Consider the following 19,977-nt stretch of genomic DNA (forward strand, 5'->3'; position numbering starts at 1 on the left):
CATCCAATGGCTAGATTGGGCCAATGGCGCATTTCCTGATCTTCGGCCTTGGATATACGGCCAGCTTCATCGCCAGCAGCCTGCGCGCGCAGGGCTGGCAGGTCGATGCAACGGGCCGCCGGGGCAATATCGCCTTCGATGACGACCAGGCAGTGCATGACGCGCTGGATCTGGCAAGCCATGTGATCTCCTCCGTTCCCCCCGATCCGCAAAGCGGACTGGACCCTGTGCTGGAGCGCTATGGCGCGGCGCTGGCGGGCAGGTGGCTGGGCTATCTCTCCTCCACCGGCGTCTATGGCGATACCGGCGGGGCCTGGATCGACGAGGGCGCGAATATTGGCGGCGGCAGGCGCACCGCGCGGGCCGCAATTGACGCGCACTGGCTGGAAATGGGGGGCCATGTGTTCCGCCTTCCGGGCATTTACGGGCCGGGTCGCAGCGCGCTGGAACGGGTGCGGGACGGCAAGGCGCGGCGGATTTCCGTGGCCGGCCAGGTGTTCAGCCGGGTGCATGTGGAAGACATTGCCAGCGGCGTGGTGAAGGCAGTGAACGCGCCTGCCGGGGCCTATAATCTGGCGGACGATTATCCTTGCCCGCAAAACGAAGTCATTGAAGAAGCCTGCCGACTGCTGGGCGTTCCCTCGCCGCCGATGGTGACGCTGGAGGAGGCCGGACTTAGCCCACAAGCCCTTGCTTTCTATACAGAAAATCGCCGTATTGCCAATGGCAAGGCCAAGCGGGTGCTGGACTGGAAACCTGCCTTCCCGACCTATCGGGAGGGGCTGCGCGCCCTTAATGCCAGCACCATTCCGAGCAGCGCCAGCACGGCCCCGGCAGCCGAAACCAGCGACCAGCGATAGCCTTCCGCAAGGGTGGAGATCAGCATGGCGACAATCGGCACGACCACGCCATTATAGGCCGCACGGCCCGGTCCCAATTCGCGGATCAGGGTGAAATAGAGCGGGAACGTCACCACCGATCCCATGATTCCCAGATAAAGGACTCCGGAGACATAGCGCGCGTCCAGCGGCAGCACGGGCGGACCTGCGAGCACCCAGGCAATGCCGAAATCGCCAAGGGCGCCCCACAGCAGCGCCCAGAACAGCATGGCGAGAATGGGCTGCCGCCGCGCGGTCTGCCCGGCCTGCATCACATTGGCCGCCGACGCCGCAAGAATCGACGCACAGGCCAGCGCGATGCCTTTAGCAATCCCTCCGCTCGCCAGCCCGCCAGCCAGGGACGCGACCTGCGCTTCGTGCAGCAACAGCAGCCCGATCCCCGCCAGCGCCACCAGCGTTCCCGCCACGAAGCGCCCCGGCACCCTGATCCCCAGGAAAACGCGCCCCAACAGCGCATTGGGCAGCATCAGCATGGCGAACATCACCGCGACGATGCCTGAAGTGAGATAGGCTTCCGCGCGATAGAGCAGGTTGAAATTGAGGCAGAACTGGGTGAGTCCGAAAAGCGCCGCCACGACATGCCCTTCCCGGCTCAGGCGGAAGCTTTGCCGACGCGCCAGCACCAGCACGCCCATGCCCATCGCCGCCACCGCGAATCGCCAGGTGACCGACCAACTGGCGGGTGCGGCATGAAGCTGGTCCTTGATGGCGAACCAGGTGCCGCCCCAGATCAGCGCGGTGAGCGTGAAGGGAATGATGATGGCGGGCCGCAGCAGCGATTGCGCCGCGCCATCCGCATGCGAATCACTCATAGGGAAGCAATCGCCCGTGCCAGCGCGGTGACATGTTCCGGCGGAGTATCCCAGGCTGCGACCATGCGCACGGCCTGATCGTCCCAATCGTAAAAGGCGAAACCCTGAGCCCGCAGCACGGCACGCTCCGCCCCGGTCATGCGCAGGAAAACTTCATTGCCCTCCACCGGGTGCAGCAGGCGATCCGCCGCGCCGCTGGCCACTTCACGCGCCGCCGCATTGGCTGCGCGGGCGTTTTCCAGCCACAGGCCGTTTTCGATAAGCGCCAGAACCTGCGCGGCGAGGTAACGCCCCTTGGACTGCAAATGCCCCGCCCGCTTGCGGCGCCAGCGGGCAAGATCGGCCTGCTCCTGATCGAAGAACACAATGGCTTCGGCATCCATCCCGCCATTCTTCACGCAGCCGAAGCTCAGCGCATCGACCGGCCCGGCCGATTCGGCGGGCCCGCAGTTCAGGAAAGCAGTGGCATTGGCAAAGCGCGCGCCGTCCATGTGCAGGCCAAGGCCATGCTCCTTCGCCAGCATGCCAATGGCCTCCAGCTCTTCCGGGCGATAAGCGCGGCCATATTCGCTGGCCTGAGTGATGGAGATCGCCTGCGCCGGCACCTGATGCACGCCGCGGGTAATGCCTGCCAGCACCGCGCCGATTCCCTCCGGCGTCAGCTTTGCCCCTTCGCCATCGGCCAGCAGCAGCTTGGCGCCATGCAGGTAGAACCCCGGCGCGCCGCATTCGTCCATTTCGATATGCGCCTCGCGGTGGCAGATTACTCCGCCATGGGGCTGCACCATGGTGGTAAGCGCCAGGCAATTGGCCGCCGTGCCCGTGGCGACCCAGATCGCAGCGACATCCCGCCCGAACAGCGCCGAAAACGCCTCGTCCATCCGCTGTGACAGGGCATCCCCATCATAGGGCCGGTCAGCCGAATCGGCCCCCTGCATCGCCGCCCAGACCGCCGGATGCACGCGCGCCGCATTGTCGGAAAGGAACTGCATCGCCGCGCCATGGACCCGCGCCGTGCCTTGTGCAAGATTCCCCCCGCAGGCAGAAGGAGCATCCCATGGAAGACTCACCGAACATTGGGCCCATCACCCGTATCGATCATGGCGATCACGGCGAATATCGCGCCCATCCGGCGGACAGCCACTTCATCGGCCGCCTCACCTGGGTGCAGAAAGACGGCGTGCGCACGGCCGAACATACTCTGGTGCCCAAGGAAATCGGCGGGCGCGGCATTGCCGGGGAACTGGTGAAGGCCCTGATTGCCGATGCACGCGAACAGGGTTTCCGCATCGATCCGGAATGTTCCTATGTCGCCGCGCAGTTCAAGCGGCACCCGGAATGGGCCGATTTGCGCGCCTGACCGCATCTCCTGACCGCAGCCCCTGCCCGCCTCCCGCCGACCCGCGCCGGAGTTGCGATGAGTGTCGGAACAGGGCCTCCGTTCTTCCCGTTGAGTGAACATGAGTGATGGCGGCGCAGCGGCCCCAGCCCGCACGCCACACATCAGCCATCGCCTTCAACACCAACGGAGAAGATGCGACATGAACCAGATGACCAACGACACGATCGGCCAGCCCCTTTCGTCCGATGATCGCCGCACGGTGGAGCACGAGGAAACGCGCGACCTGATCTCATCCGACAAGGTCGATGGCACGGCCGTCTATTCGACCGATGGCGAAAAGCTGGGCCATGTCGATCACCTGATGATCGGCAAGCGCAGCGGACAGGTGAAATATGCGGTGATGAGCTTCGGCGGCTTCCTGGGCCTGGGTGAAAGCTATCACCCGATTCCCTGGGACGCGCTGGAATATGACACCGACCGGGACGGCTATGTCGTGGCGCTCGACAAGGAAAAGCTGCGCGACGCGCCCTATTACACCAGCGATGCCCCTCCGGTATTCGACGCGAATTACGGTGCCGGCCTCTATCGTTATTACGGCGTATTCTACTGACGCCGGATAAATCGGGCCGGTCGGTTCGACGCATACGCACCGGTCCCGGGGCCTCGGCGAAAGCCGGGGCCCTTTTCGTTTGAGAACGGCGGAAGAAGGGAAATGGTGCTGCTGGGGAGGATTGAACTCCCGACCTCAGCCTTACCAAGGATGCGCTCTACCACTGAGCTACAGCAGCCAACCATTTCATCTGCGGGGCAGAGACAAAGCCCTGACCGGCAGGGGCGCGCTATTGGCGGGGCGCGGGGGGCTTGTCAAGCACTGCCCGGCTGCGGCAATGCCCTTTCACGATGAAGGACGATCCCGCCCCGCTTTCCCGCGAAGAACGGCTTGCCGCAAAGCTGCGCGAAAACCTGCGCCGCCGCAAAGCCCAGTCCCGCGAAATGGACACCCGCACCGCCACATTCCCGGCCGATCAGGAAGGCGAGAACGCCGCCCTTCCCAAAGAGGCTTCGAAAAGCTAGGGCGACGTGCTCCCGACCGATCTCAGGAGCAGATTGCCCGTGTCCACTCCCCGCGCCAGCCTTATCCTCGTCCGCCACGGCCAGAGCCAGTGGAACCTGGAGAACCGTTTCACCGGCTGGTGGGACGTCGATCTGACCGATCAGGGAATCGCCGAAGCACGCGCCGCAGGCGAGCTTCTGGGCGCCAAGGGCCTGCTGCCCACCTGCGCCTTCACCTCGCTGCAGACCCGCGCGATCCGCACGCTGCACATCGTGCTGCGCCATTGCGGCCGCCTGTGGATCCCCGAAACCAAGGACTGGCGCCTGAACGAGCGCCACTATGGCGGGCTGACCGGGCTCGACAAGGCAGAAACCGCCGCCAAGCATGGCGATGAACAGGTGAAGATCTGGCGCCGCAGCTTTGACGTGCCGCCGCCGCCGATGGACCAGGGCGGCCCCTTCGATCTCTCCGCCGATCCGCGCTATGCCGGAATCGACGTGCCCGCGACCGAAAGCCTGAAGGACACGATCGCGCGCGTACTGCCCTATTACGAAAGCACGATCCTGCCCGAGCTTGCCGCCGGCAAGACGGTGATCGTGGCGGCGCATGGCAATTCGCTGCGCGCGCTGGTCAAGCACCTGTCTGGCATTTCCGATGCGGACATCACCGGGCTCGAAATCCCGACCGGCCAGCCGATCGTCTATGATTTCAACGATGCGCTGGTGCCGGGCGAACGGCATTATCTGAAGGACAGGTAAGATGGGGGAAGCAACTGCACCGAGTGGGGCCCCGAAAGTGGCGATCATCATGGGCAGCCAGTCCGACTGGCCGACCATGCAATGCGCCGCCAAGGTGCTCGACGATCTGGGCGTCGCCTATGATGCACGAATCGTATCCGCTCACCGTACGCCGGAACGGATGTTCGATTTCGCCCGTTCGGCCGAACAGCAGGGCTTCCATGTGATCATCGCGGGCGCTGGCGGCGCGGCGCATCTGCCGGGCATGGTCGCCTCGCTCACGCATCTTCCCGTGCTGGGCGTTCCGGTGAAATCCAAGGCGCTGTCCGGGCAGGACAGCCTGCTGTCCATCGTGCAGATGCCGGCGGGCATTCCCGTGGGCACGCTGGCCATTGGCGAGGCGGGCGCGACCAATGCGGGGCTTCACGCCGCCGCGATCCTCGCTTTGTCGGACCCTGCCCTTTCGGACAGGCTGAAGGCCTGGCGCGCGGCCAATACGGCATCGGTGGCTGAAAAGCCTTCCGACGACTGAAAGCGCAATCCATGCTTCTTCCCGCCACGGTTCTTCCCGGCGCCACGATAGGCATACTCGGTGGCGGCCAGCTTGGCCGCATGATGGCCGTTGCCGCGGCACAGCTCGGCTATAATTGCCACATCTACGCCCCCGAGGCGGAAAGCGTGGCGGGCGAGGTTTCCGCGCAGCTGACCCGCGCTGACTGGCACGACATGCAGGCTCTGGCAGATTTCGCCGATCAGTGCGACGTGATCACCTATGAGTTCGAGAATGTCGCTGCCGGCCCGCTGGCGATGATTGCCGATATCGCGCCCTTGCGCCCCGGCCCCCGGGTGCTGGAAATCGCCCAGTCGCGCAGCAGCGAAAAGACCTTCGCCACTGCATGCGGCGGGGTGACCGCGCCGTTCGCGCTGGTCGAATCGGCGCAGGAACTCGCCGCTGCCATTGCCGAGATCGGCACGCCCTCGATCCTCAAGACCAATCGCCTGGGCTATGACGGCAAGGGCCAGATCCGCCTTTCCGGCGGGGAAGACGCAGGCCTAGTCTGGCAGGAAATCGGCGGCCAGCCTTGCGTGCTGGAAGGCTTCGTTACTTTCGCGGCAGAATTCTCCGTGATTCTGGTGCGCGGGCTGGATGGCGAAGTCCGCTTCTGGGACAGCGCGCAGAATGTCCATGTCGGCGGAATCCTGGCAACCTCCACCCTGCCCGCATCGCAAGTGGTGCTGCAACAGGTGGCAGAGGCCCGCCACTTCGCCTCGCGCATGGCGGAAGAGCTGGACTATGTCGGCGTCCTCTCCTGCGAATTCTTCGCCACGGCGGAAGGCCCGGTATTCAACGAAATGGCGCCCCGGGTGCATAATTCAGGCCACTGGACCATCGAAGGCGCGGAAACGAGCCAGTTCGAGAACCACATCCGCGCGATCTGCGGCCTGCCGCTGGGCAATACGGCGCTGGCGGGACGACACGTAGTGATGCGCAACCTCATCGGCGATGAGGCGCTGGACGTGCTGCCGATCCTTGCCGACGGGGCGAACCACCTCCACCTCTATGGCAAGAGCGAGGCACGTGGAGGGCGCAAGATGGGCCATGTGACCAAGGTGATCCGCTGATGGCGCGGGATGTCGTCTTCATCGTCGCACGCGGCAGCAATGGCGTGATTGCGCGTGACGGTCAGGTGCCATGGCAGATTTCCGCGGATCTGCGCCGCTTCAAGCGGCTGACCATGGGCACGCCCATGGTGATGGGCCGCAAGACTTTCGAGAGCCTGCCCGGCCTGCTGCCCGGCCGCCGCCACATCGTCCTCACGCGCGATAAAGCATGGCAGGCCGAAGGGGCGGAAGTGGCGCATTCAGTGGAACAGGCGCTGGATATGGCCGGCGAAGGCGATGTCTCCATCATCGGCGGGGCGGAAATCTTTGCCCTGTTCCTGCCGCTCGCCACGCGCTTCGAACTCACCGAAGTGCATGAAGAAGATACGCAGGGCGATGTGACCATGCCCTATCCCGGCCCCGAATGGCACGAAGTGGCGCGCGAGGAGCATCCCGCCGCCGACGGCTGGCCCCCTTACGCTTTCGTCACATTGGAGAAACGCCCCTGATGCGCCTCGACCACCGCCAGCCGATCCCCGAAAACCTGCGCGGCGCGATCGTGGCGCTGGGCAATTTCGACGGCTTCCATCTGGGCCATCAGGCCGTGGTCCGTGAGGCGGTGGAATGGGCGCGCAGCGAAGGCCGCCCCGCGATCATCGCAACCTTCGATCCGCATCCGGTGCGCCATTTCGCGCCGCATGTGCCACCCTTCCGCCTCACCACGCTGGACCAACGCGAGGAATTGTTCGCCGCCGCCGGGGCGGACGCCATGCTGGTGTTCCATTTCGATGACGAGCTGGCCACCACCCATGCCGACGATTTCGTCTGCACCCTGCTGGCCCAGCGCATCGGCGCGGCAGGCGTGGTGACGGGAGAGGATTTCACCTTCGGCAAGGGCCGCGACGGCAATCGCGAAACGCTGGTGGCGCTGGGTCAGGCCAAGGGCATCGCCGCGCGCGCCGTGCCGGCCGTGATGGAAAGCGGCATGATCGTATCGTCCAGCCGTATCCGCGATTCGCTGAAGGCCGGCGAATGCGAAGTGGCCGCGCGCCTGTTGACTCGCCCCTTCGCCGTGCGCGGCACTGTCCAGCATGGTGACAAGCGCGGCCGCGAAATCGGCTTTCCCACCGCCAACATGGCGCTGGGCGCCTATCTGCGCCCCCGCTTCGGCATCTATGCGATCACCGGCACGGTGCTGGATACGGGCGAGCAGCTGAAAGGCGCCGCCAATATCGGCATCCGCCCGCAATTCGAGCCGCCGATCGAGCTGCTGGAGCCGCATTTCTTCGATTTCTCCGCCGATCTCTATGGCCGCGAGGTGGAAGTGCAGTTCCGCCACTTCCTGCGGCCGGAAGCGAAGTTCGATTCACTCGACGCGCTGATTGCCCAGATGAACCGCGACTGCGACCGCGCACGCGAGCTTCTGAAATGACCGCAATCCCCGTGCTGGAAACCGAGCGGCTGGTGCTGCGCGGCTTCCAGCCTTCGGACAGGGAGCCGTTCATGGCGGCCCTGGCGAAGGACGAATTTGCCCGCACCATCTCGCGCGAAGGGCGCGCCCTCAATCGCGAGGAAGCCTGGCGCTCCATGGCGCTGGTCAATGGCAGCTGGTCGCTCGAAGGCTTCGGCAATTGGGTGGTAACGCTGAAAGGCTGCGACAAGCCGATCGGCCGTCTGGGGCCCTTCGCCCCGCCGGGCTGGCCCGATTTCGAAGTGGGCTGGGCGATTTTCCCCGAGCACCAAAGGCGCGGCTATGCCGTGGAAGGCGCCGCCGCCGCGCTGGTGTGGTGCAAGGAAGCGCTGGGGCATGACCGGGTGGTGCATTGCATCCTCAAGGGCAATGAAGGCAGCGAACGCACCGCGGCCGCGCTCGGATCACGCCCCGTGCGGGACTGGAGCCCACCCTGGGGCGGCGATCTGACCTTCTGGGAAACGCGCTGGGATAATTTCATCCGCAGCGGGCCATATGCGCGATTGATCGACTGGCGCACCGCCAGATAAAAGCCTCCTTCCAAAGGGGGAATTCATGAAGGGCATTTGGCGAATCGGGCTCAGCGGGGCCGCATTGGTGCTGGCATTGGGATTTGTGGGCCTGACCTTCACCAATGCGAGCTGGCTGGCCGATACACCGCGCGGCACCCCGTGGAAGGTCGCCCATCGCGGTATCGGGCAATATGCGGCAGGCCCCGGCCCCAATGGCTGCGACGCCATGCAGATAGAGCCGCCAGTGCATGATTTCATCGAGAACACGCTGGCCTCCCTCTCGCAGGCCCGGCGGCTGGGCGCGGGGATGCTGGCGGTGGACCTTGTCCCCACGGCCGATGGCAAATTCGCGATCTTCCGCGATGAAGCGCTCGATTGCCGGACCAATGGCGAGGGGCCCGTGCGCGGCAAGACGATGGAGGAGCTGAAGCAGCTCGATATCGGCTATGGCTATACGGCCGATGGTGGCAAGACCTTCCCCCTGCGCGGCAAGGGCCTGAGCGCCATGCCTTCGCTGGACGATCTGCTGGCTGCCTTCCCCGATACGCCGCTCCTGTTCAATCTGAACGGCTTCACTCCCGCCGATGTAGATCTGCTGGCCCGCACGCTGCGAGGATCTTTGCGCGACATGGACAATCCGCGGGACGGCTTTTCCGGCAGCACCACCGCGATCCACCGGATTTCGGAACATTTCCCCAAGGCCTGGAGCTGGAGTGTGGAGCAGGCGAAGGCTTGCCGGGACGATTACATGCTGACCGGCTGGACCGGCATCCTGCCCGAAAGCTGCGAAGGCGGCACCATGCTGGTGACGATGGAGAACAGCTTCTTCCTGTGGGGCTGGCCCAATCGCCTGATCGGGCGGATGGAGGCAGAAGGCGGGCGAATCGTGATTGCCCCGCCCGCCCGCGACAATTCGCCGCTGGGCGGCCTGTCCCTGCCCGAACAGATCGGGGAGATTCCCTCCACCTTCAACGGCTATATCTGGATCGACGATATGTGGACCGTGGGCCCCGCCCTGCATCCCTCGCTCGACAAAAGGCGCGAGGATGAAATCAAGCGTGCCGAAGCCGGGCTGGAGAAGCGCCGGGCAGCGCAATAATCCTTGAAAAAACCGGCGGCGGCCATCGGGCAGCGCGCGGATAGTCTTTATCACGCCGGTTCTTTGCTCTAACGGCCCATCCATGTCAGAACAGCGCGATTATCGTCCCACGGTTTTCCTTCCGAAGACCGATTTCCCGATGAAGGCCGGCCTCCCCCAGAAGGAGCCGGGCATTCTTGCGCGCTGGCAGGCCGAAGGGCTGTATGAAAAGCTGCGCGCCGCCCGCGCAGGCGTGGAAAAGTTCATCCTGCACGATGGCCCGCCCTATGCGAATGGCGACATGCATATCGGCCATGCGCTGAACCACATCCTGAAGGACATGGTGGTCCGCACCCAGAGCCTGCTGGGCAAGGACGCGCCCTATGTGCCCGGCTGGGACTGCCACGGCCTGCCCATCGAGTGGAAGGTCGAGGAAGAATACCGCAAGAAGAAGAAAAACAAGGACGAGGTTCCCGCCAAGGAATTCCGCGCCGAATGCCGCGCCTATGCCCAGAACTGGGTGAATGTGCAGCGCGAACAGCTCAAGCGCCTGGGCGTGAATGGCGATTGGGACCATCCCTATCTGACCATGGATTTCCAGGCCGAAGCCACCATCGTGGGCGAGCTGCTGAAATTCGCGGAAGCCGGAATGATCTATCGCGGCGCCAAGCCGGTGATGTGGTCGCCCGTCGAAAAGACGGCGCTGGCCGAGGCCGAGGTGGAATATGAGGACATCACCTCCACCCAGATCGACGTGGCCTTCGAGATCATAGCAGCGCCAAATGCACCCGAGTTGGTCGGTGCTTATGCGGTGATCTGGACGACGACGCCTTGGACAATCCCGGTGAACCAGGCTTTGGCCTATGGGCCGGACGTCGACTATTCGTTGATTTCCTCGGGCGGGAAAAAGTTTGTCGTCGCCAATAAACTTCTTGGGGAGTTCGCCAAGCGAGCGCTGGACTCCGTGGACACCGAACGACCCATTTCGTCCAACGCATTTCAACACGCAGCCGCCCGCCATCCGATCTACAACTACCTTCGTCATTCCCGCGCAGGCGGGAATCCAGAGGCGACGGCTGAGCTGGATCCCCGCCTGCGCGGGGATGACGAAATTGGCGGCAGACTGAGCGACGAGGAATGGGAACGCGCGCTGGAATTCTACGCCCGCCCGCGCCCCTTCCTGCCCGGCGACTTCGTCACCACCGAAAGCGGCACCGGCCTCGTCCATATGGCTCCCGACCATGGCGAGGACGATTTCGACCTGTGCAAGGCGCATGGCATCAATCCGGTCTTCGCCGTGGAAGGCGATGGCCGTTACCGTGCCGACTGGCCATGGCTGGGCGGACAGGGATCGGTCATCAATCCCAAGTTCAACGCGCCTGACGGGCCGATCTGCACCGACCTCAAGCTCGCTGGAGGTCTGCTGGCAGCGTCCACAGACTATCAACATTCTTATCCACACAGCTGGCGCAGCAAGGCCAAGGTGATCTTCCGCTGCACGCCGCAGTGGTTCGTGCCGATGGACAAGCCGCTGGCAACGCTGGAGTTTCCTGTAGCTCCGCTGGAAGGCGTGGGCGGCGCAGTCGCGGCGGCGGTTTCCGCCAGCACCGGCACCCTGCGCGAAGTGGCGCTGCAGGCCATTTCCGACACGCGCTGGGTGCCCGAAAAGGGCGAAAACCGCATCCGCTCGATGGTGGAGGGCCGCCCGGACTGGGTGCTTTCGCGTCAGCGCGCCTGGGGCGTGCCGATCACCCTGTTCGTCGATCGCAAGAGCGGCCAGTATCTCAACGATCCGGCCGTCAATGCCCGCATCGTTGCCGCCGTGCGCGAACAGGGCGTGGATGCCTGGGACGACGAGAACGCGCAGACCCTGCTCGGCAACGACTACAAGCTCGAGGATTACGAGCGGATCACCGACATTCTGGACGTGTGGTTCGATTCGGGCAGCACCCATGCCTTCGTGCTGGAAAGCGGCCGCTGGCCCGAATTACTGCGCCCCGAAGGCTATGAAGGCCCGCCGGCGGACCTCTATCTGGAAGGCAGCGACCAGCATCGCGGCTGGTTCCAGTCCTCCCTGCTGGAAAGCTGCGCCACGCGCGGCCATGCGCCCTACAAAGCGGTTCTGACCCACGGCTTCACCATGGATCAGAAGGGCATGAAAATGTCCAAGTCGCTCGGCAACACCGTCAGCCCCCTGAAGGTGATGGAGCAATATGGCGCGGACATCATCCGCCTGTGGGCTCTCTCGGTCGATTATACCGAGGATCACCGCATCGGGGACGAGATCCTCAAGGGCGTGGCGGACCAGTATCGCAAGCTGCGCAACACTTTCCGCTATCTGCTGGGCGCGCTGGACGGCTTTTCCGAGGAGGAACGCCTGCCGGCAGACCAGATGCCGGAGCTGGAACGCTATATGCTGGCCCTGCTGCGCGATCTCGATACCGAGCTGCGCCGCGCGACCGACGCCTTCGATTTCAACGCCTATGTCCGCGCGCTGACGGATTTCTGCAACGAAGATCTCTCGGCCTTCTTCTTCGATATCCGCAAGGACTGCCTCTATTGCGATGCGCCTGCTGACCCGAAGCGCCGCGCCTATCGCACAGTGCTGGACACTCTGTTCCACGCCCTGATCCGCTATGCCGCGCCGGTGCTGGTCTTCACTTCGGAAGAAGTATGGCAGAGCCGCTATCCGGGCAGCGACAGCGTTCACCTGCTGGTCTGGCCGGAACTGCCGGAAGCGCATGCCGATGTGGTGAAATGGCGAGAAATGCGTGCGCTACGTCAACGAGTGAGCGAAGCAATTGAGCCTCTACGTCGGGAAAAGGTGATCGGCTCCAGCCTCGAAGCGGAAGTGATTGTCTCGGATTTGGAAGCGATCCTTGGCAATTACCGCGATGTCGATCTGGCTGAATTGTTTATCACGGCGTCAGTCACTCCCGTACAGGGGGCTGATATGGCGGTCGTTCGCACCACCAAACACAAATGCGGCCGCTGCTGGCGTCACCTCCCGGAAGTCACCGAAGATGGCGCGCTCTGCAATCGCTGTGACGAGGTGGTGAATGGCTGACCTTCCCATTCGTCACCCTGAACTTGTTTCATGGTCCATTCATCCTTTCGCGGCGACAGGCCCGGAGGCGCGATGGATGCTGAAACGAGTTCAGCATGACGACAAAGGATTTGGCTCGCTGTGACCAGCACCGCACGCAACCGCCTCTACGGCTTCGGCCTTGCAGCCGTCGTGCTGGCGCTCGACCTGTGGGTGAAGGGCCTGATGCTCGGCCCCATCGCCCTGCGCAGCCAGCCGGGCGGCCAGATCGAGATCCTGCCCTTCTTCAACCTCACCTGGACGCAGAATTTCGGCGTCTCGCTGGGGATGCTGCAGGCCACTTCCGCCGAAATGCGCTGGGGACTCGTTGCCATGACCGGGCTGATCGCGCTGGTAGTGCTGGTGTGGATGCTGCGCGAGCGCAAGCTGTGGGACGTCCTGCCGCTGGCCCTCGTGCTGGGCGGTGCGCTGGGCAATATCCGCGATCGCGCCGTCTATGGCTATGTGATCGACTATGCCGATCTCCATTTCGGGGAGTGGCGGCCTTTCATGATCTTCAACATCGCCGATGCCGCGATCAGCGTCGGTGTCGTGATTATCCTTGCCCGCGCGATCTTCCTGCGCGAAAAGCCCGAGAAATCGAGCGCCGAACAGGCCCCGGAGACGAATTGATGCGCAAGACCACCACGATCCTCATGCTGCTCGCCGGTTCGGCTCTGCTTGCCTCCTGCGGCAGCGGCGGCGGTATCTTCAATCGCGCACGGCCGGATGAATTCGCCGTGCAGCGCCAGGCGCCGCTGGTCGTCCCGCCCGATTTCAGCCTTGTGCCCCCTGCCCCCGGCGCCCCGCGCCCGGCAGAAGGCACCGCCAGCCAACAGGCGCTCGATGCGCTGTTCGGTGGCACCGCCCCGCGTTCCAGCGTGGAAACCAGCGCGCTGGACCGGGCTGGTTCGGCAGAGGCCGGCATCCGCTCTTCCGTGGGCGATACGCAGACCCACACGGTGGACAAGGGCACCGTTACCCGCGCCATCGTTTCCGCCCCGCAGGGCGACGGACGCGAGGCGCAGGCCGTGATCCCCGGCCAGGGATGATCGCTTCCAGATGATGTGAAAAAGGCCCGCTTCGGCGGGCCTTTTTTGTGATGACGAAGATAAGCGGGAAAAGCCGGAGAGGCTTTAATCGCCAGTATCCGGCTCAGGTTCCTTCAGCGCGCTGACCAGCAGCTTGTCGATCCTGAGGCCGTCCATATCGACCACTTCAAAACGCCAGTCCTGCGCTTCAAACACTTCGCCTTCCGCCGGCAGCTTCTTCAGCACCGCCAGCACGAAGCCCGCCGCCGTCGCATATTCACGGTCTTCCGGCAGAGTGATCCCCAGCCTTTCGGCCATTTGATCGGCCGGCAGGGACCCGGCGATCAACAGTGAGCCATCGGCCCGTTCCACCAGCTGCGGCGCATCGCCTTCATCCTGATGGCTGGCAAAGGTACCCACCAGTGCCATCAGCAGGTCCGCCGGGGTGACGATACCTTCCAGATGACCATATTCGTCATGCACCATGGCCATGCCGGTGCCCGACTGCTGCAGCATGCGCAGTGCATCCATGGCGTCCAGCTGGTCGGGAATCACTTCGGGCTTGCGCAATACGGCATCGAGATCGGCCCGCTGCCCCCCCAGCATCAACGCCAGCACTTCCCGCACCTTGACCACGCCTACCACCTTGTCCGACGAACCATCGGCCACCGGCAGCAGGGAATGGGGGGAGGCGGCGATAGCCTCGCGGATTTCCTCGTCGCTGGCATTGCGATCCAGCCAGTCCACTTCGGTTCGCGGGGTCATCAATTCCCGCACGGGGCGGTTGGCCAGCTTCATGATGCCCGCCATGATCGCCCGCTCATCCTCCTCGATCGCGCCCGATCGGGTCGCTTCGGCGAAGATCATCTGCAATTCTTCAGCAGTAAGCCCATGTTCCCCCCGTGCGCTGATCCGCAGGAGTCGCATCAGCAGGGCAGAGGATTTGTCCAGCAGCCAGACAAAAGGCGCTGCCACCTTGGACAGCACCACCATGGGCCGCGACATAAGCAGCGCGATAGGTTCCGCCGCGCGCAGGGCGAATTGCTTGGGCACCAGTTCGCCCACCACAAGGCTGAAATAGGTGGTGAGGACGATCACGATGGCAAAGCCGATTTCGTTCGCGATATTATCGGGTATGCCCAGCAGGCCGAGCCTTTCGCCTACCGGTCCGCCCAGGCTGGCGCCGGAATAGGCACCCGCAATGATACCGATCAGCGTGATACCGATCTGCACTGTCGAGAGAAATTTGCCCGGGTCAGCTTCCAGCGCCAGGGCCGCCTGGGCCGCCTTGCTGCCTTTTTCCGCCGCCACTTGCAGGCGGGCCGGACGTGCGGAAACGATGGCGAGTTCGGACATGGCGAACAGGCCATTGAGCAATATCAGTCCTGCAATGATCAGGACGTCGATCCAGGGGAAAGGTGTCACGCGACATCGCTAGCAGATTCTGGCCGCCCCGCAAATCGGGCAACATACCCATGTGGGGAGTTTCATTCCGTTCAGCTGCGAGTAAAGACCGGAAAGGCAGCAAGAATTATCGCGGGCACTCCCCCAAAGCCTGCAGAAAAACAGAAAGGAGCCTCCGCCATGAGGAAATCGCGCCTTTTCATTTCGAGCTTGGCAGCAGCCGCCCTGCTTTCAACCACGGCTTGCGTGACCGATCCGAACACCGGTGAGAAGAAAGTATCCCGAACGGCGATCGGCGGCGTCGGCGGCGCGCTGGGCGGTTACCTTCTGGGCGGCCTGATCGGCGGCAAGACCGGGCGCATCGTGGGCGCGGGCATCGGCGGCGTTGCCGGTGCGGCCGTGGGCTATACGATGGACAAGCAGATCAAGGAGCTGAAGGAACAGACCGCCGGCAGCGGCGTGGACGTTACCGAAACGCCGGACGGCAAGGCCATCCTGGTCAACCTGCCCAATGGCGTGACCTTCGATGTGGACAGCACCACGATCAAACCGGAATTCCAGCGCACTCTCGATACTATCTCGTCCAGTCTGGTAACCTATCCCAACAGCCTGATCGACGTGATGGGCCACACCGATTCCACCGGCAGCGACCAGTATAATCTCGACCTGTCGCAGCGCCGCGCCAATGCGGTGGCCGATTATCTTACGATGCGCGGCGTCTCGCGCGCGCGCGTTGCCACGGTCGGCTATGGCGAACGCTATCCGGTGGCGGATAATTCCACCGAATCTGGCCGCGCGCAGAACCGCCGTGTGGAACTGAAAATCACTCCGATCAGCCAGGATGAAGTGAACGCCGCCCGTCAGGGCAACTGAGCCTTCCTTCGGAAAATCGGATCTGAATGAACAGGCCGGTCGCTGCTCTGGGCAGGGACCGGCTTTTTCATGGGCCGGGCTTTATGGATTGGGCCGGGACAGCACCGCAGCGCGATCTGCCAGCCGCTCCACCGCTGCCTGATGGATCGCGGGGGCGCACACCAACAGGCCAAAGGCGCGCGGATCGCGCTTGTTATAGACCAGCGCCTGGCCGAAAGCGTCGCTCACCCTGGCGCCCGCTTCGCGCGCGATCAGCGTTGCGGCAGCGATATCCCATTCATAGCCCCAGCGCAGCGTGGCCAGCAGATCGGCCCGATTATCCGCGACCATGGCGATCCGCAGGGCGATGGAATTCGGCTTCTCCACTGTCACCAGATCCCGGTCTTCTTTGGGAAGACTATCGGCCGGAACGCGCGATCCCGTGAATTCCTGCCTCGTGCTGGCCTTCAGGCGCCGGCCATTGAGCCATGCGCCCTGCCCTGCCGTGGCGAACCATTCCTCCCCTTGCGGCGAAGGTCCGCGCGCGGGGGCCACCAGCATTCCCAGCAGCGGACGTCCCGCGCTTATCAGAGCGACCGACACGGCCCAGCCGCTACGCCCGCGAATGAAATCTCGCGTGCCATCAATGGGATCGACCAGCCAACACAGGCCCCTGCCCAGTCGCTCGGGATGATCGACGGTTTCTTCAGACAGCCAGCCGGCGGCGGGCACCAACGCCAGCAATTCGCGGCGCAGGAAATCGTCGACCTCCATATCCGCATCGGAAACGGGGGCGCCGGGCACCTTCTCCCAGCTTTTCAGCACATGCCCCGCGCCCGGCCATTGGCGCATGGCGATCTGTCCGGCTTCACGGACGATCTGTTCGAGGCGTTGCCGGTCGATCATGTGACAATGCCAGTTGAAGGGCTGCGCGGCACTTTTCAAGCCATCCCTATTGTGCTTATGCGAAACCACTCCCTTCATATCCTTGAAAGAGCCGAGTCCCCCATGAACATTCACGAATATCAGGCCAAGGAACTGCTCGCGAAATTCGGCATCGGCATTCCGGCCGGCTACCCCGCTCTCACCGTGGAAGAGGCGGTTGCAGGTGCGAAACAGCTTCCCGGGCCGCTTTATGTCGTGAAGGCGCAGATTCACGCCGGTGGCCGCGGCAAGGGCAAGTTCAAGGAACTCGGTCCCGATGCCAAGGGCGGCGTGCGCCTGGCCAAGAGCATCGAGGAAGTCGAAGCCAACGCGAAGGAAATGCTCGGCAACACGCTGGTGACCGTGCAGACCGGCGAGGCCGGCAAGCAGGTGAACCGCCTCTACATCACCGATGGCGTGGACATTGCCTCTGAATATTACCTCTCCATGCTGGTCGACCGCAAGACCGGCCGCGTGGCGATGATCGTTTCCACCGAAGGCGGCATGGACATCGAAACCGTCGCCCATGAAACGCCCGAAAAGATCACCACGATCACTATCGACCCGGCGCAGGGCTTCATGCCCCATCACGGCCGCGCGGTGGCCTTCGCCCTCCAACTGAAGGGTGATCTCAACAAGCAGGCGCAGAAGCTCGCCAAGCAGCTCTACGACGCCTTCATGGCGCTCGACTGCGCGATGCTGGAAATCAACCCGCTGGTCGAAACCGAAGACGGCAAGCTGCTGGTGCTCGACACCAAGATGAGCTTCGATTCCAACGCGCTCTATCGCCACCCCGATGTGGAAGCGATGCGTGACGAAACCGAGGAAGATCCGATGGAGGTGGAAGCCTCCAAATATGATCTGGCCTATATCAAGCTCGACGGTGACATCGGCTGCATGGTGAACGGTGCCGGTCTTGCCATGGCGACCATGGACATCATCAAGCTGAATGGCGCCTTCCCGGCCAACTTCCTCGACGTGGGTGGCGGCGCCAACAAGGAGAAGGTCACGGCGGCCTTCAAGATCATCCTTTCCGACCCTGCGGTGAAGGGCATCCTGGTCAACATCTTCGGCGGCATCATGCGCTGCGACACGATCGCGGAAGGCATCGTGGCTGCCGCCAAGGAAGTGGACCTGTCCGTGCCGCTGGTGGTCCGCCTGGAAGGCACCAATGTGCAGCAGGGCAAGGATATTCTGAACAATTCGGGCCTGCCGATCGTTTCGGCCAATGATCTGGGCGATGCCGCAAAGAAGATCGTGGCGGAAGTGAAACAGGCCGCCTGACGCTACGGCGCGCTTGCGCTTTGCGTAACAATATGGGCCTGGGCGCAATGCGCTCGGGCCCGTGCTGTTTCGGGGGTGGCCTCCTGCCCCCTTGACCTTGGACGCCGGGGGCGCAATGGCTGCAAGCCGAAGCATTTAACCGACTGGTTAAATGCATTTTCGGGAACCTTAAGGGAAGGATGCACTCCCCATGAAGATCCTCGTCCCCGTGAAGCGGGTGATCGATTACAATGTGAAGCCCCGCGTGAAGGCGGACGGCACCGGTGTCGATCTGGCCAACGTCAAGATGAGCATGAATCCGTTTGACGAGATCGCCGTGGAAGAGGCGATCCGGCTGAAGGAAAAGGGCGCCGCCACGGAAATCCTGGTGGTGTCCATCGGCCCGGCCAAGGCACAGGAAACCCTGCGCACCGCCCTTGCCATGGGCGCGGATCGCGCGATCCTGGTGCAGACCGATGACGAAGTGGAGCCGCTGGCCGTCGCCAAGATCCTCAAGGCCATCGCCGAAGAGGAACAGCCCGGCCTGGTGGTCATGGGCAAGCAGGCGATCGACGACGATTCCAACCAGACCGGCCAGATGCTGGCCGCGCTGATGGGCCGTCCGCAGGGCACTTTCGCCAGCAAGGTGGAAGTATCGGGCGACGCGGTGAGCGTGACGCGCGAGGTCGATGGCGGGCTTGAAACTGTCAACCTGAAGCTTCCGGCAATCGTCACCACCGATTTGCGCCTGAACGAACCGCGCTATGCCTCGCTGCCCAATATCATGAAGGCCAAGTCCAAGCCGCTGGCGACGAAGAGCCCGGCCGATCTGGGCGTCGATACGGCCCCGCGCCTCAAGACGCTGAAAGTCAGCGAGCCGCCTGTGCGCAAGGCCGGCATCAGGGTTGGCTCGGTCGACGAGCTGGTGGCGAAGATCAAGGAACTGGGAGTCGCCTGATGAGCATTCTGGTCTGGGCAGAACATGACAATGCGTCGCTGAAGGACGCAACCCTCGCCGCCGTCACTGCCGCCGGCAAGCTGGGTGACGTGACCGTACTGGTCGCGGGCAAGGGCTGCGGCGCCGTGGCGGAAGCGGCCGCGCAGATCGCGGGGGTCGCCAAAGTATTGAAGGCCGACGATGCCGCCTATGAGCATGCTCTGGCCGAAAACGTCGCTCCGCTGGTGGCCGGACTGATGGACGGGTTCGACGCTTTCGTCGCGCCCGCAACCACCACCGGCAAGAATATCGCCCCGCGCGTTGCCGCTCTGCTGGATGTGATGCAGGTGTCGGACATTCTCTCGGTCGAAGGGCCGAAGACCTTCACGCGCCCGATCTATGCCGGCAATGCCATTGCCACGGTGGAATCCAGCGATACCAAGTTGGTGATCACCGTGCGCGGCACTGCATTCGAACGCGCAGCCGCCACGGGCGGTTCGGCGGGAATCGAAGATGTCACCGGGGCGGGCGATTCGGGACTTTCCAGCTTTGCCGGTGCTGAAACCGCCAAGTCGGATCGTCCGGAACTCACCAGCGCCAAGGTGATCGTCTCGGGCGGCCGCGCGCTCAAGGATGGGGAAACCTTCCAGGCTGTACTCACGCCGCTGGCAGACAAGCTGAATGCCGCCATCGGTGCCAGCCGCGCAGCAGTGGACGCGGGCTATGTGCCCAATGACTATCAGGTCGGCCAGACCGGCAAGATCGTGGCGCCTGAGCTCTACATCGCCATCGGCATTTCCGGCGCGATCCAGCACCTTGCGGGCATGAAGGATTCCAAGACCATCATCGCTATCAACAAGGACGAAGATGCCCCCATCTTCTCCGTCGCGGATTACGGCCTTGTCGCCGATCTCTTCCAGGCCGTGCCGGAGCTGACCGAAAAACTTTAAGTTCCCCCCGCGGGAGTGTTATCC

22 protein-coding genes and 1 tRNA gene are annotated in these 19,977 nt (G+C 63.7%); 18 read left to right on the top strand and 5 right to left on the bottom strand.

The window, feature by feature from the left end; genetic code table 11:
- Window positions 1–23 precede the first annotated feature (23 nt).
- On the top strand, window positions 24–860 hold the full coding sequence (locus H0274_RS08485) for a Rossmann-fold NAD(P)-binding domain-containing protein (RefSeq protein ID WP_226794565.1): 837 nt from the start codon (window positions 24–26) through the stop codon (window positions 858–860).
- On the opposite strand, the gene H0274_RS08490 is transcribed toward H0274_RS08485, so the two are convergent.
- Window positions 770–1,711 carry a DMT family transporter gene (locus H0274_RS08490; protein WP_226794566.1) on the bottom strand — a complete coding sequence of 314 codons (942 nt, stop codon included), beginning with the start codon at window positions 1,709–1,711 and terminating at the stop codon, window positions 770–772. The two genes, H0274_RS08485 and H0274_RS08490, sit on opposite strands and share 91 nt — an antisense overlap.
- Entirely contained in the window at window positions 1,708–2,703 is a 996-nt protein-coding gene (locus H0274_RS08495; protein ID WP_226794567.1) for a threonine aldolase family protein, read from the bottom strand. Before H0274_RS08495 ends, H0274_RS08490 begins: the two co-directional genes overlap by 4 nt.
- Before the next feature lie 65 nt (window positions 2,704–2,768).
- On the opposite strand from H0274_RS08495, the gene H0274_RS08500 reads away from it, so the two are divergent.
- Window positions 2,769–3,071 carry a GNAT family N-acetyltransferase gene (locus H0274_RS08500; protein ID WP_226794568.1) on the top strand — a complete coding sequence of 101 codons (303 nt, stop codon included), beginning with the start codon at window positions 2,769–2,771 and terminating at the stop codon, window positions 3,069–3,071.
- A gap of 181 nt (window positions 3,072–3,252) precedes the next feature.
- Complete coding sequence (locus H0274_RS08505) at window positions 3,253–3,663, top strand: PRC-barrel domain-containing protein (RefSeq protein WP_319018213.1); 411 nt, start codon at window positions 3,253–3,255, stop codon at window positions 3,661–3,663.
- 103 nt (window positions 3,664–3,766) lie between these two features.
- Here H0274_RS08505 and H0274_RS08510 read toward each other — a convergent pair.
- Window positions 3,767–3,841: transfer RNA gene (locus tag H0274_RS08510), tRNA-Thr, on the bottom strand.
- A 112-nt stretch (window positions 3,842–3,953) separates the two neighbouring features.
- On the opposite strand from H0274_RS08510, the gene H0274_RS08515 reads away from it, so the two are divergent.
- The 11 genes from H0274_RS08515 (at window position 3,954) to H0274_RS08565 (ending at window position 13,644) form a co-directional block, all read left to right on the top strand.
- On the top strand, window positions 3,954–4,127 hold the full coding sequence (locus H0274_RS08515; RefSeq protein WP_226794569.1) for a hypothetical protein: 174 nt from the start codon (window positions 3,954–3,956) through the stop codon (window positions 4,125–4,127).
- 39 nt (window positions 4,128–4,166) lie between these two features.
- Complete coding sequence (gpmA, locus tag H0274_RS08520) at window positions 4,167–4,865, top strand: 2,3-diphosphoglycerate-dependent phosphoglycerate mutase (RefSeq protein ID WP_226794570.1); 699 nt, start codon at window positions 4,167–4,169, stop codon at window positions 4,863–4,865.
- A gap of 1 nt (window position 4,866) precedes the next feature.
- Window positions 4,867–5,376, top strand: a complete 510-nt coding sequence (purE, locus tag H0274_RS08525; RefSeq protein ID WP_226794571.1) for a 5-(carboxyamino)imidazole ribonucleotide mutase — start codon at window positions 4,867–4,869, stop codon at window positions 5,374–5,376.
- A gap of 11 nt (window positions 5,377–5,387) precedes the next feature.
- Entirely contained in the window at window positions 5,388–6,467 is a 1,080-nt protein-coding gene (locus tag H0274_RS08530; RefSeq protein ID WP_226794572.1) for a 5-(carboxyamino)imidazole ribonucleotide synthase, read from the top strand.
- Entirely contained in the window at window positions 6,467–6,955 is a 489-nt protein-coding gene (locus tag H0274_RS08535) for a dihydrofolate reductase (protein WP_226794574.1), read from the top strand. The genes H0274_RS08530 and H0274_RS08535 overlap by 1 nt, the downstream gene beginning before the upstream one ends.
- Window positions 6,955–7,878 (top strand): bifunctional riboflavin kinase/FAD synthetase, encoded by a 924-nt coding sequence (locus H0274_RS08540; protein ID WP_226794576.1) that lies wholly within the window; start codon window positions 6,955–6,957, stop codon window positions 7,876–7,878. Before H0274_RS08535 ends, H0274_RS08540 begins: the two co-directional genes overlap by 1 nt.
- The gene (locus H0274_RS08545; protein WP_226794578.1) at window positions 7,875–8,447 is read left to right on the top strand and encodes a GNAT family N-acetyltransferase; all 573 of its coding nucleotides are present in this window, start codon (window positions 7,875–7,877) and stop codon (window positions 8,445–8,447) included. Before H0274_RS08540 ends, H0274_RS08545 begins: the two co-directional genes overlap by 4 nt.
- 25 nt (window positions 8,448–8,472) lie before the next feature.
- Window positions 8,473–9,528, top strand: coding sequence for a glycerophosphodiester phosphodiesterase family protein (locus tag H0274_RS08550; protein ID WP_226794580.1), 1,056 nt, complete (start codon window positions 8,473–8,475; stop codon window positions 9,526–9,528).
- Between the two features lie 82 nt (window positions 9,529–9,610).
- Window positions 9,611–12,574, top strand: coding sequence for an isoleucine--tRNA ligase (gene ileS, locus H0274_RS08555; RefSeq protein ID WP_226794582.1), 2,964 nt, complete (start codon window positions 9,611–9,613; stop codon window positions 12,572–12,574).
- A 120-nt stretch (window positions 12,575–12,694) separates the two neighbouring features.
- Window positions 12,695–13,225: a signal peptidase II gene (lspA, locus tag H0274_RS08560; protein ID WP_226794584.1), complete on the top strand. Its 531-nt coding sequence runs from the start codon at window positions 12,695–12,697 to the stop codon at window positions 13,223–13,225.
- Window positions 13,225–13,644, top strand: coding sequence for a DUF3035 domain-containing protein (locus H0274_RS08565; protein ID WP_226794585.1), 420 nt, complete (start codon window positions 13,225–13,227; stop codon window positions 13,642–13,644). The genes lspA and H0274_RS08565 overlap by 1 nt, the downstream gene beginning before the upstream one ends.
- A gap of 84 nt (window positions 13,645–13,728) precedes the next feature.
- Here H0274_RS08565 and H0274_RS08570 read toward each other — a convergent pair whose 3' ends face one another.
- Complete coding sequence (locus tag H0274_RS08570) at window positions 13,729–15,048, bottom strand: hemolysin family protein (RefSeq protein ID WP_226794587.1); 1,320 nt, start codon at window positions 15,046–15,048, stop codon at window positions 13,729–13,731.
- Window positions 15,049–15,207: 159 nt separating this feature from the next.
- Here H0274_RS08570 and H0274_RS08575 point away from each other — a divergent pair, with 159 nt between their 5' ends.
- Entirely contained in the window at window positions 15,208–15,900 is a 693-nt protein-coding gene (locus tag H0274_RS08575) for an OmpA family protein (RefSeq protein WP_226794589.1), read from the top strand.
- An 81-nt stretch (window positions 15,901–15,981) separates the two neighbouring features.
- Here the strand turns inward: H0274_RS08575 and H0274_RS08580 are convergent, their stop codons facing one another.
- The gene (locus tag H0274_RS08580) at window positions 15,982–16,785 is read right to left on the bottom strand and encodes a 3'(2'),5'-bisphosphate nucleotidase CysQ (protein WP_226794591.1); all 804 of its coding nucleotides are present in this window, start codon (window positions 16,783–16,785) and stop codon (window positions 15,982–15,984) included.
- Between the two features lie 102 nt (window positions 16,786–16,887).
- On the opposite strand from H0274_RS08580, the gene sucC reads away from it, so the two are divergent.
- From sucC to H0274_RS08595, 3 genes are all read left to right on the top strand, one after another.
- On the top strand, window positions 16,888–18,087 hold the full coding sequence (gene sucC / locus H0274_RS08585) for an ADP-forming succinate--CoA ligase subunit beta (RefSeq protein ID WP_226794593.1): 1,200 nt from the start codon (window positions 16,888–16,890) through the stop codon (window positions 18,085–18,087).
- Window positions 18,088–18,277: 190 nt separating this feature from the next.
- Window positions 18,278–19,024: an electron transfer flavoprotein subunit beta/FixA family protein gene (locus H0274_RS08590; protein ID WP_226794595.1), complete on the top strand. Its 747-nt coding sequence runs from the start codon at window positions 18,278–18,280 to the stop codon at window positions 19,022–19,024.
- Window positions 19,024–19,953 (top strand): electron transfer flavoprotein subunit alpha/FixB family protein, encoded by a 930-nt coding sequence (locus tag H0274_RS08595; RefSeq protein ID WP_226794597.1) that lies wholly within the window; start codon window positions 19,024–19,026, stop codon window positions 19,951–19,953. The genes H0274_RS08590 and H0274_RS08595 overlap by 1 nt, the downstream gene beginning before the upstream one ends.
- Window positions 19,954–19,977 lie beyond the last annotated feature (24 nt).

This window comes from Fulverythrobacter ferritrahens, assembly GCF_020539485.1.
GTDB classification, from domain to species: Bacteria; Pseudomonadota; Alphaproteobacteria; order Sphingomonadales; family Sphingomonadaceae; genus Andeanibacterium; species Andeanibacterium ferritrahens.

Coding starts and splice junctions, on each gene's coding strand:
- H0274_RS08485 (WP_226794565.1), top strand. CDS start 24: ATGGCGCATTTCCTGATCTTCGGCCTTGGATATACGGCCAGCTTCATC.
- H0274_RS08490 (WP_226794566.1), bottom strand. CDS start 1,711: ATGAGTGATTCGCATGCGGATGGCGCGGCGCAATCGCTGCTGCGGCCC.
- H0274_RS08495 (WP_226794567.1), bottom strand. CDS start 2,703: ATGCAGTTCCTTTCCGACAATGCGGCGCGCGTGCATCCGGCGGTCTGG.
- H0274_RS08500 (WP_226794568.1), top strand. CDS start 2,769: ATGGAAGACTCACCGAACATTGGGCCCATCACCCGTATCGATCATGGC.
- H0274_RS08505 (WP_319018213.1), top strand. CDS start 3,253: ATGAACCAGATGACCAACGACACGATCGGCCAGCCCCTTTCGTCCGAT.
- H0274_RS08515 (WP_226794569.1), top strand. CDS start 3,954: ATGAAGGACGATCCCGCCCCGCTTTCCCGCGAAGAACGGCTTGCCGCA.
- purE (WP_226794571.1), top strand. CDS start 4,867: ATGGGGGAAGCAACTGCACCGAGTGGGGCCCCGAAAGTGGCGATCATC.
- H0274_RS08530 (WP_226794572.1), top strand. CDS start 5,388: ATGCTTCTTCCCGCCACGGTTCTTCCCGGCGCCACGATAGGCATACTC.
- H0274_RS08535 (WP_226794574.1), top strand. CDS start 6,467: ATGGCGCGGGATGTCGTCTTCATCGTCGCACGCGGCAGCAATGGCGTG.
- H0274_RS08540 (WP_226794576.1), top strand. CDS start 6,955: ATGCGCCTCGACCACCGCCAGCCGATCCCCGAAAACCTGCGCGGCGCG.
- H0274_RS08545 (WP_226794578.1), top strand. CDS start 7,875: ATGACCGCAATCCCCGTGCTGGAAACCGAGCGGCTGGTGCTGCGCGGC.
- H0274_RS08550 (WP_226794580.1), top strand. CDS start 8,473: ATGAAGGGCATTTGGCGAATCGGGCTCAGCGGGGCCGCATTGGTGCTG.
- ileS (WP_226794582.1), top strand. CDS start 9,611: ATGTCAGAACAGCGCGATTATCGTCCCACGGTTTTCCTTCCGAAGACC.
- H0274_RS08565 (WP_226794585.1), top strand. CDS start 13,225: ATGCGCAAGACCACCACGATCCTCATGCTGCTCGCCGGTTCGGCTCTG.
- H0274_RS08575 (WP_226794589.1), top strand. CDS start 15,208: ATGAGGAAATCGCGCCTTTTCATTTCGAGCTTGGCAGCAGCCGCCCTG.
- H0274_RS08580 (WP_226794591.1), bottom strand. CDS start 16,785: ATGATCGACCGGCAACGCCTCGAACAGATCGTCCGTGAAGCCGGACAG.
- sucC (WP_226794593.1), top strand. CDS start 16,888: ATGAACATTCACGAATATCAGGCCAAGGAACTGCTCGCGAAATTCGGC.
- H0274_RS08590 (WP_226794595.1), top strand. CDS start 18,278: ATGAAGATCCTCGTCCCCGTGAAGCGGGTGATCGATTACAATGTGAAG.
- H0274_RS08595 (WP_226794597.1), top strand. CDS start 19,024: ATGAGCATTCTGGTCTGGGCAGAACATGACAATGCGTCGCTGAAGGAC.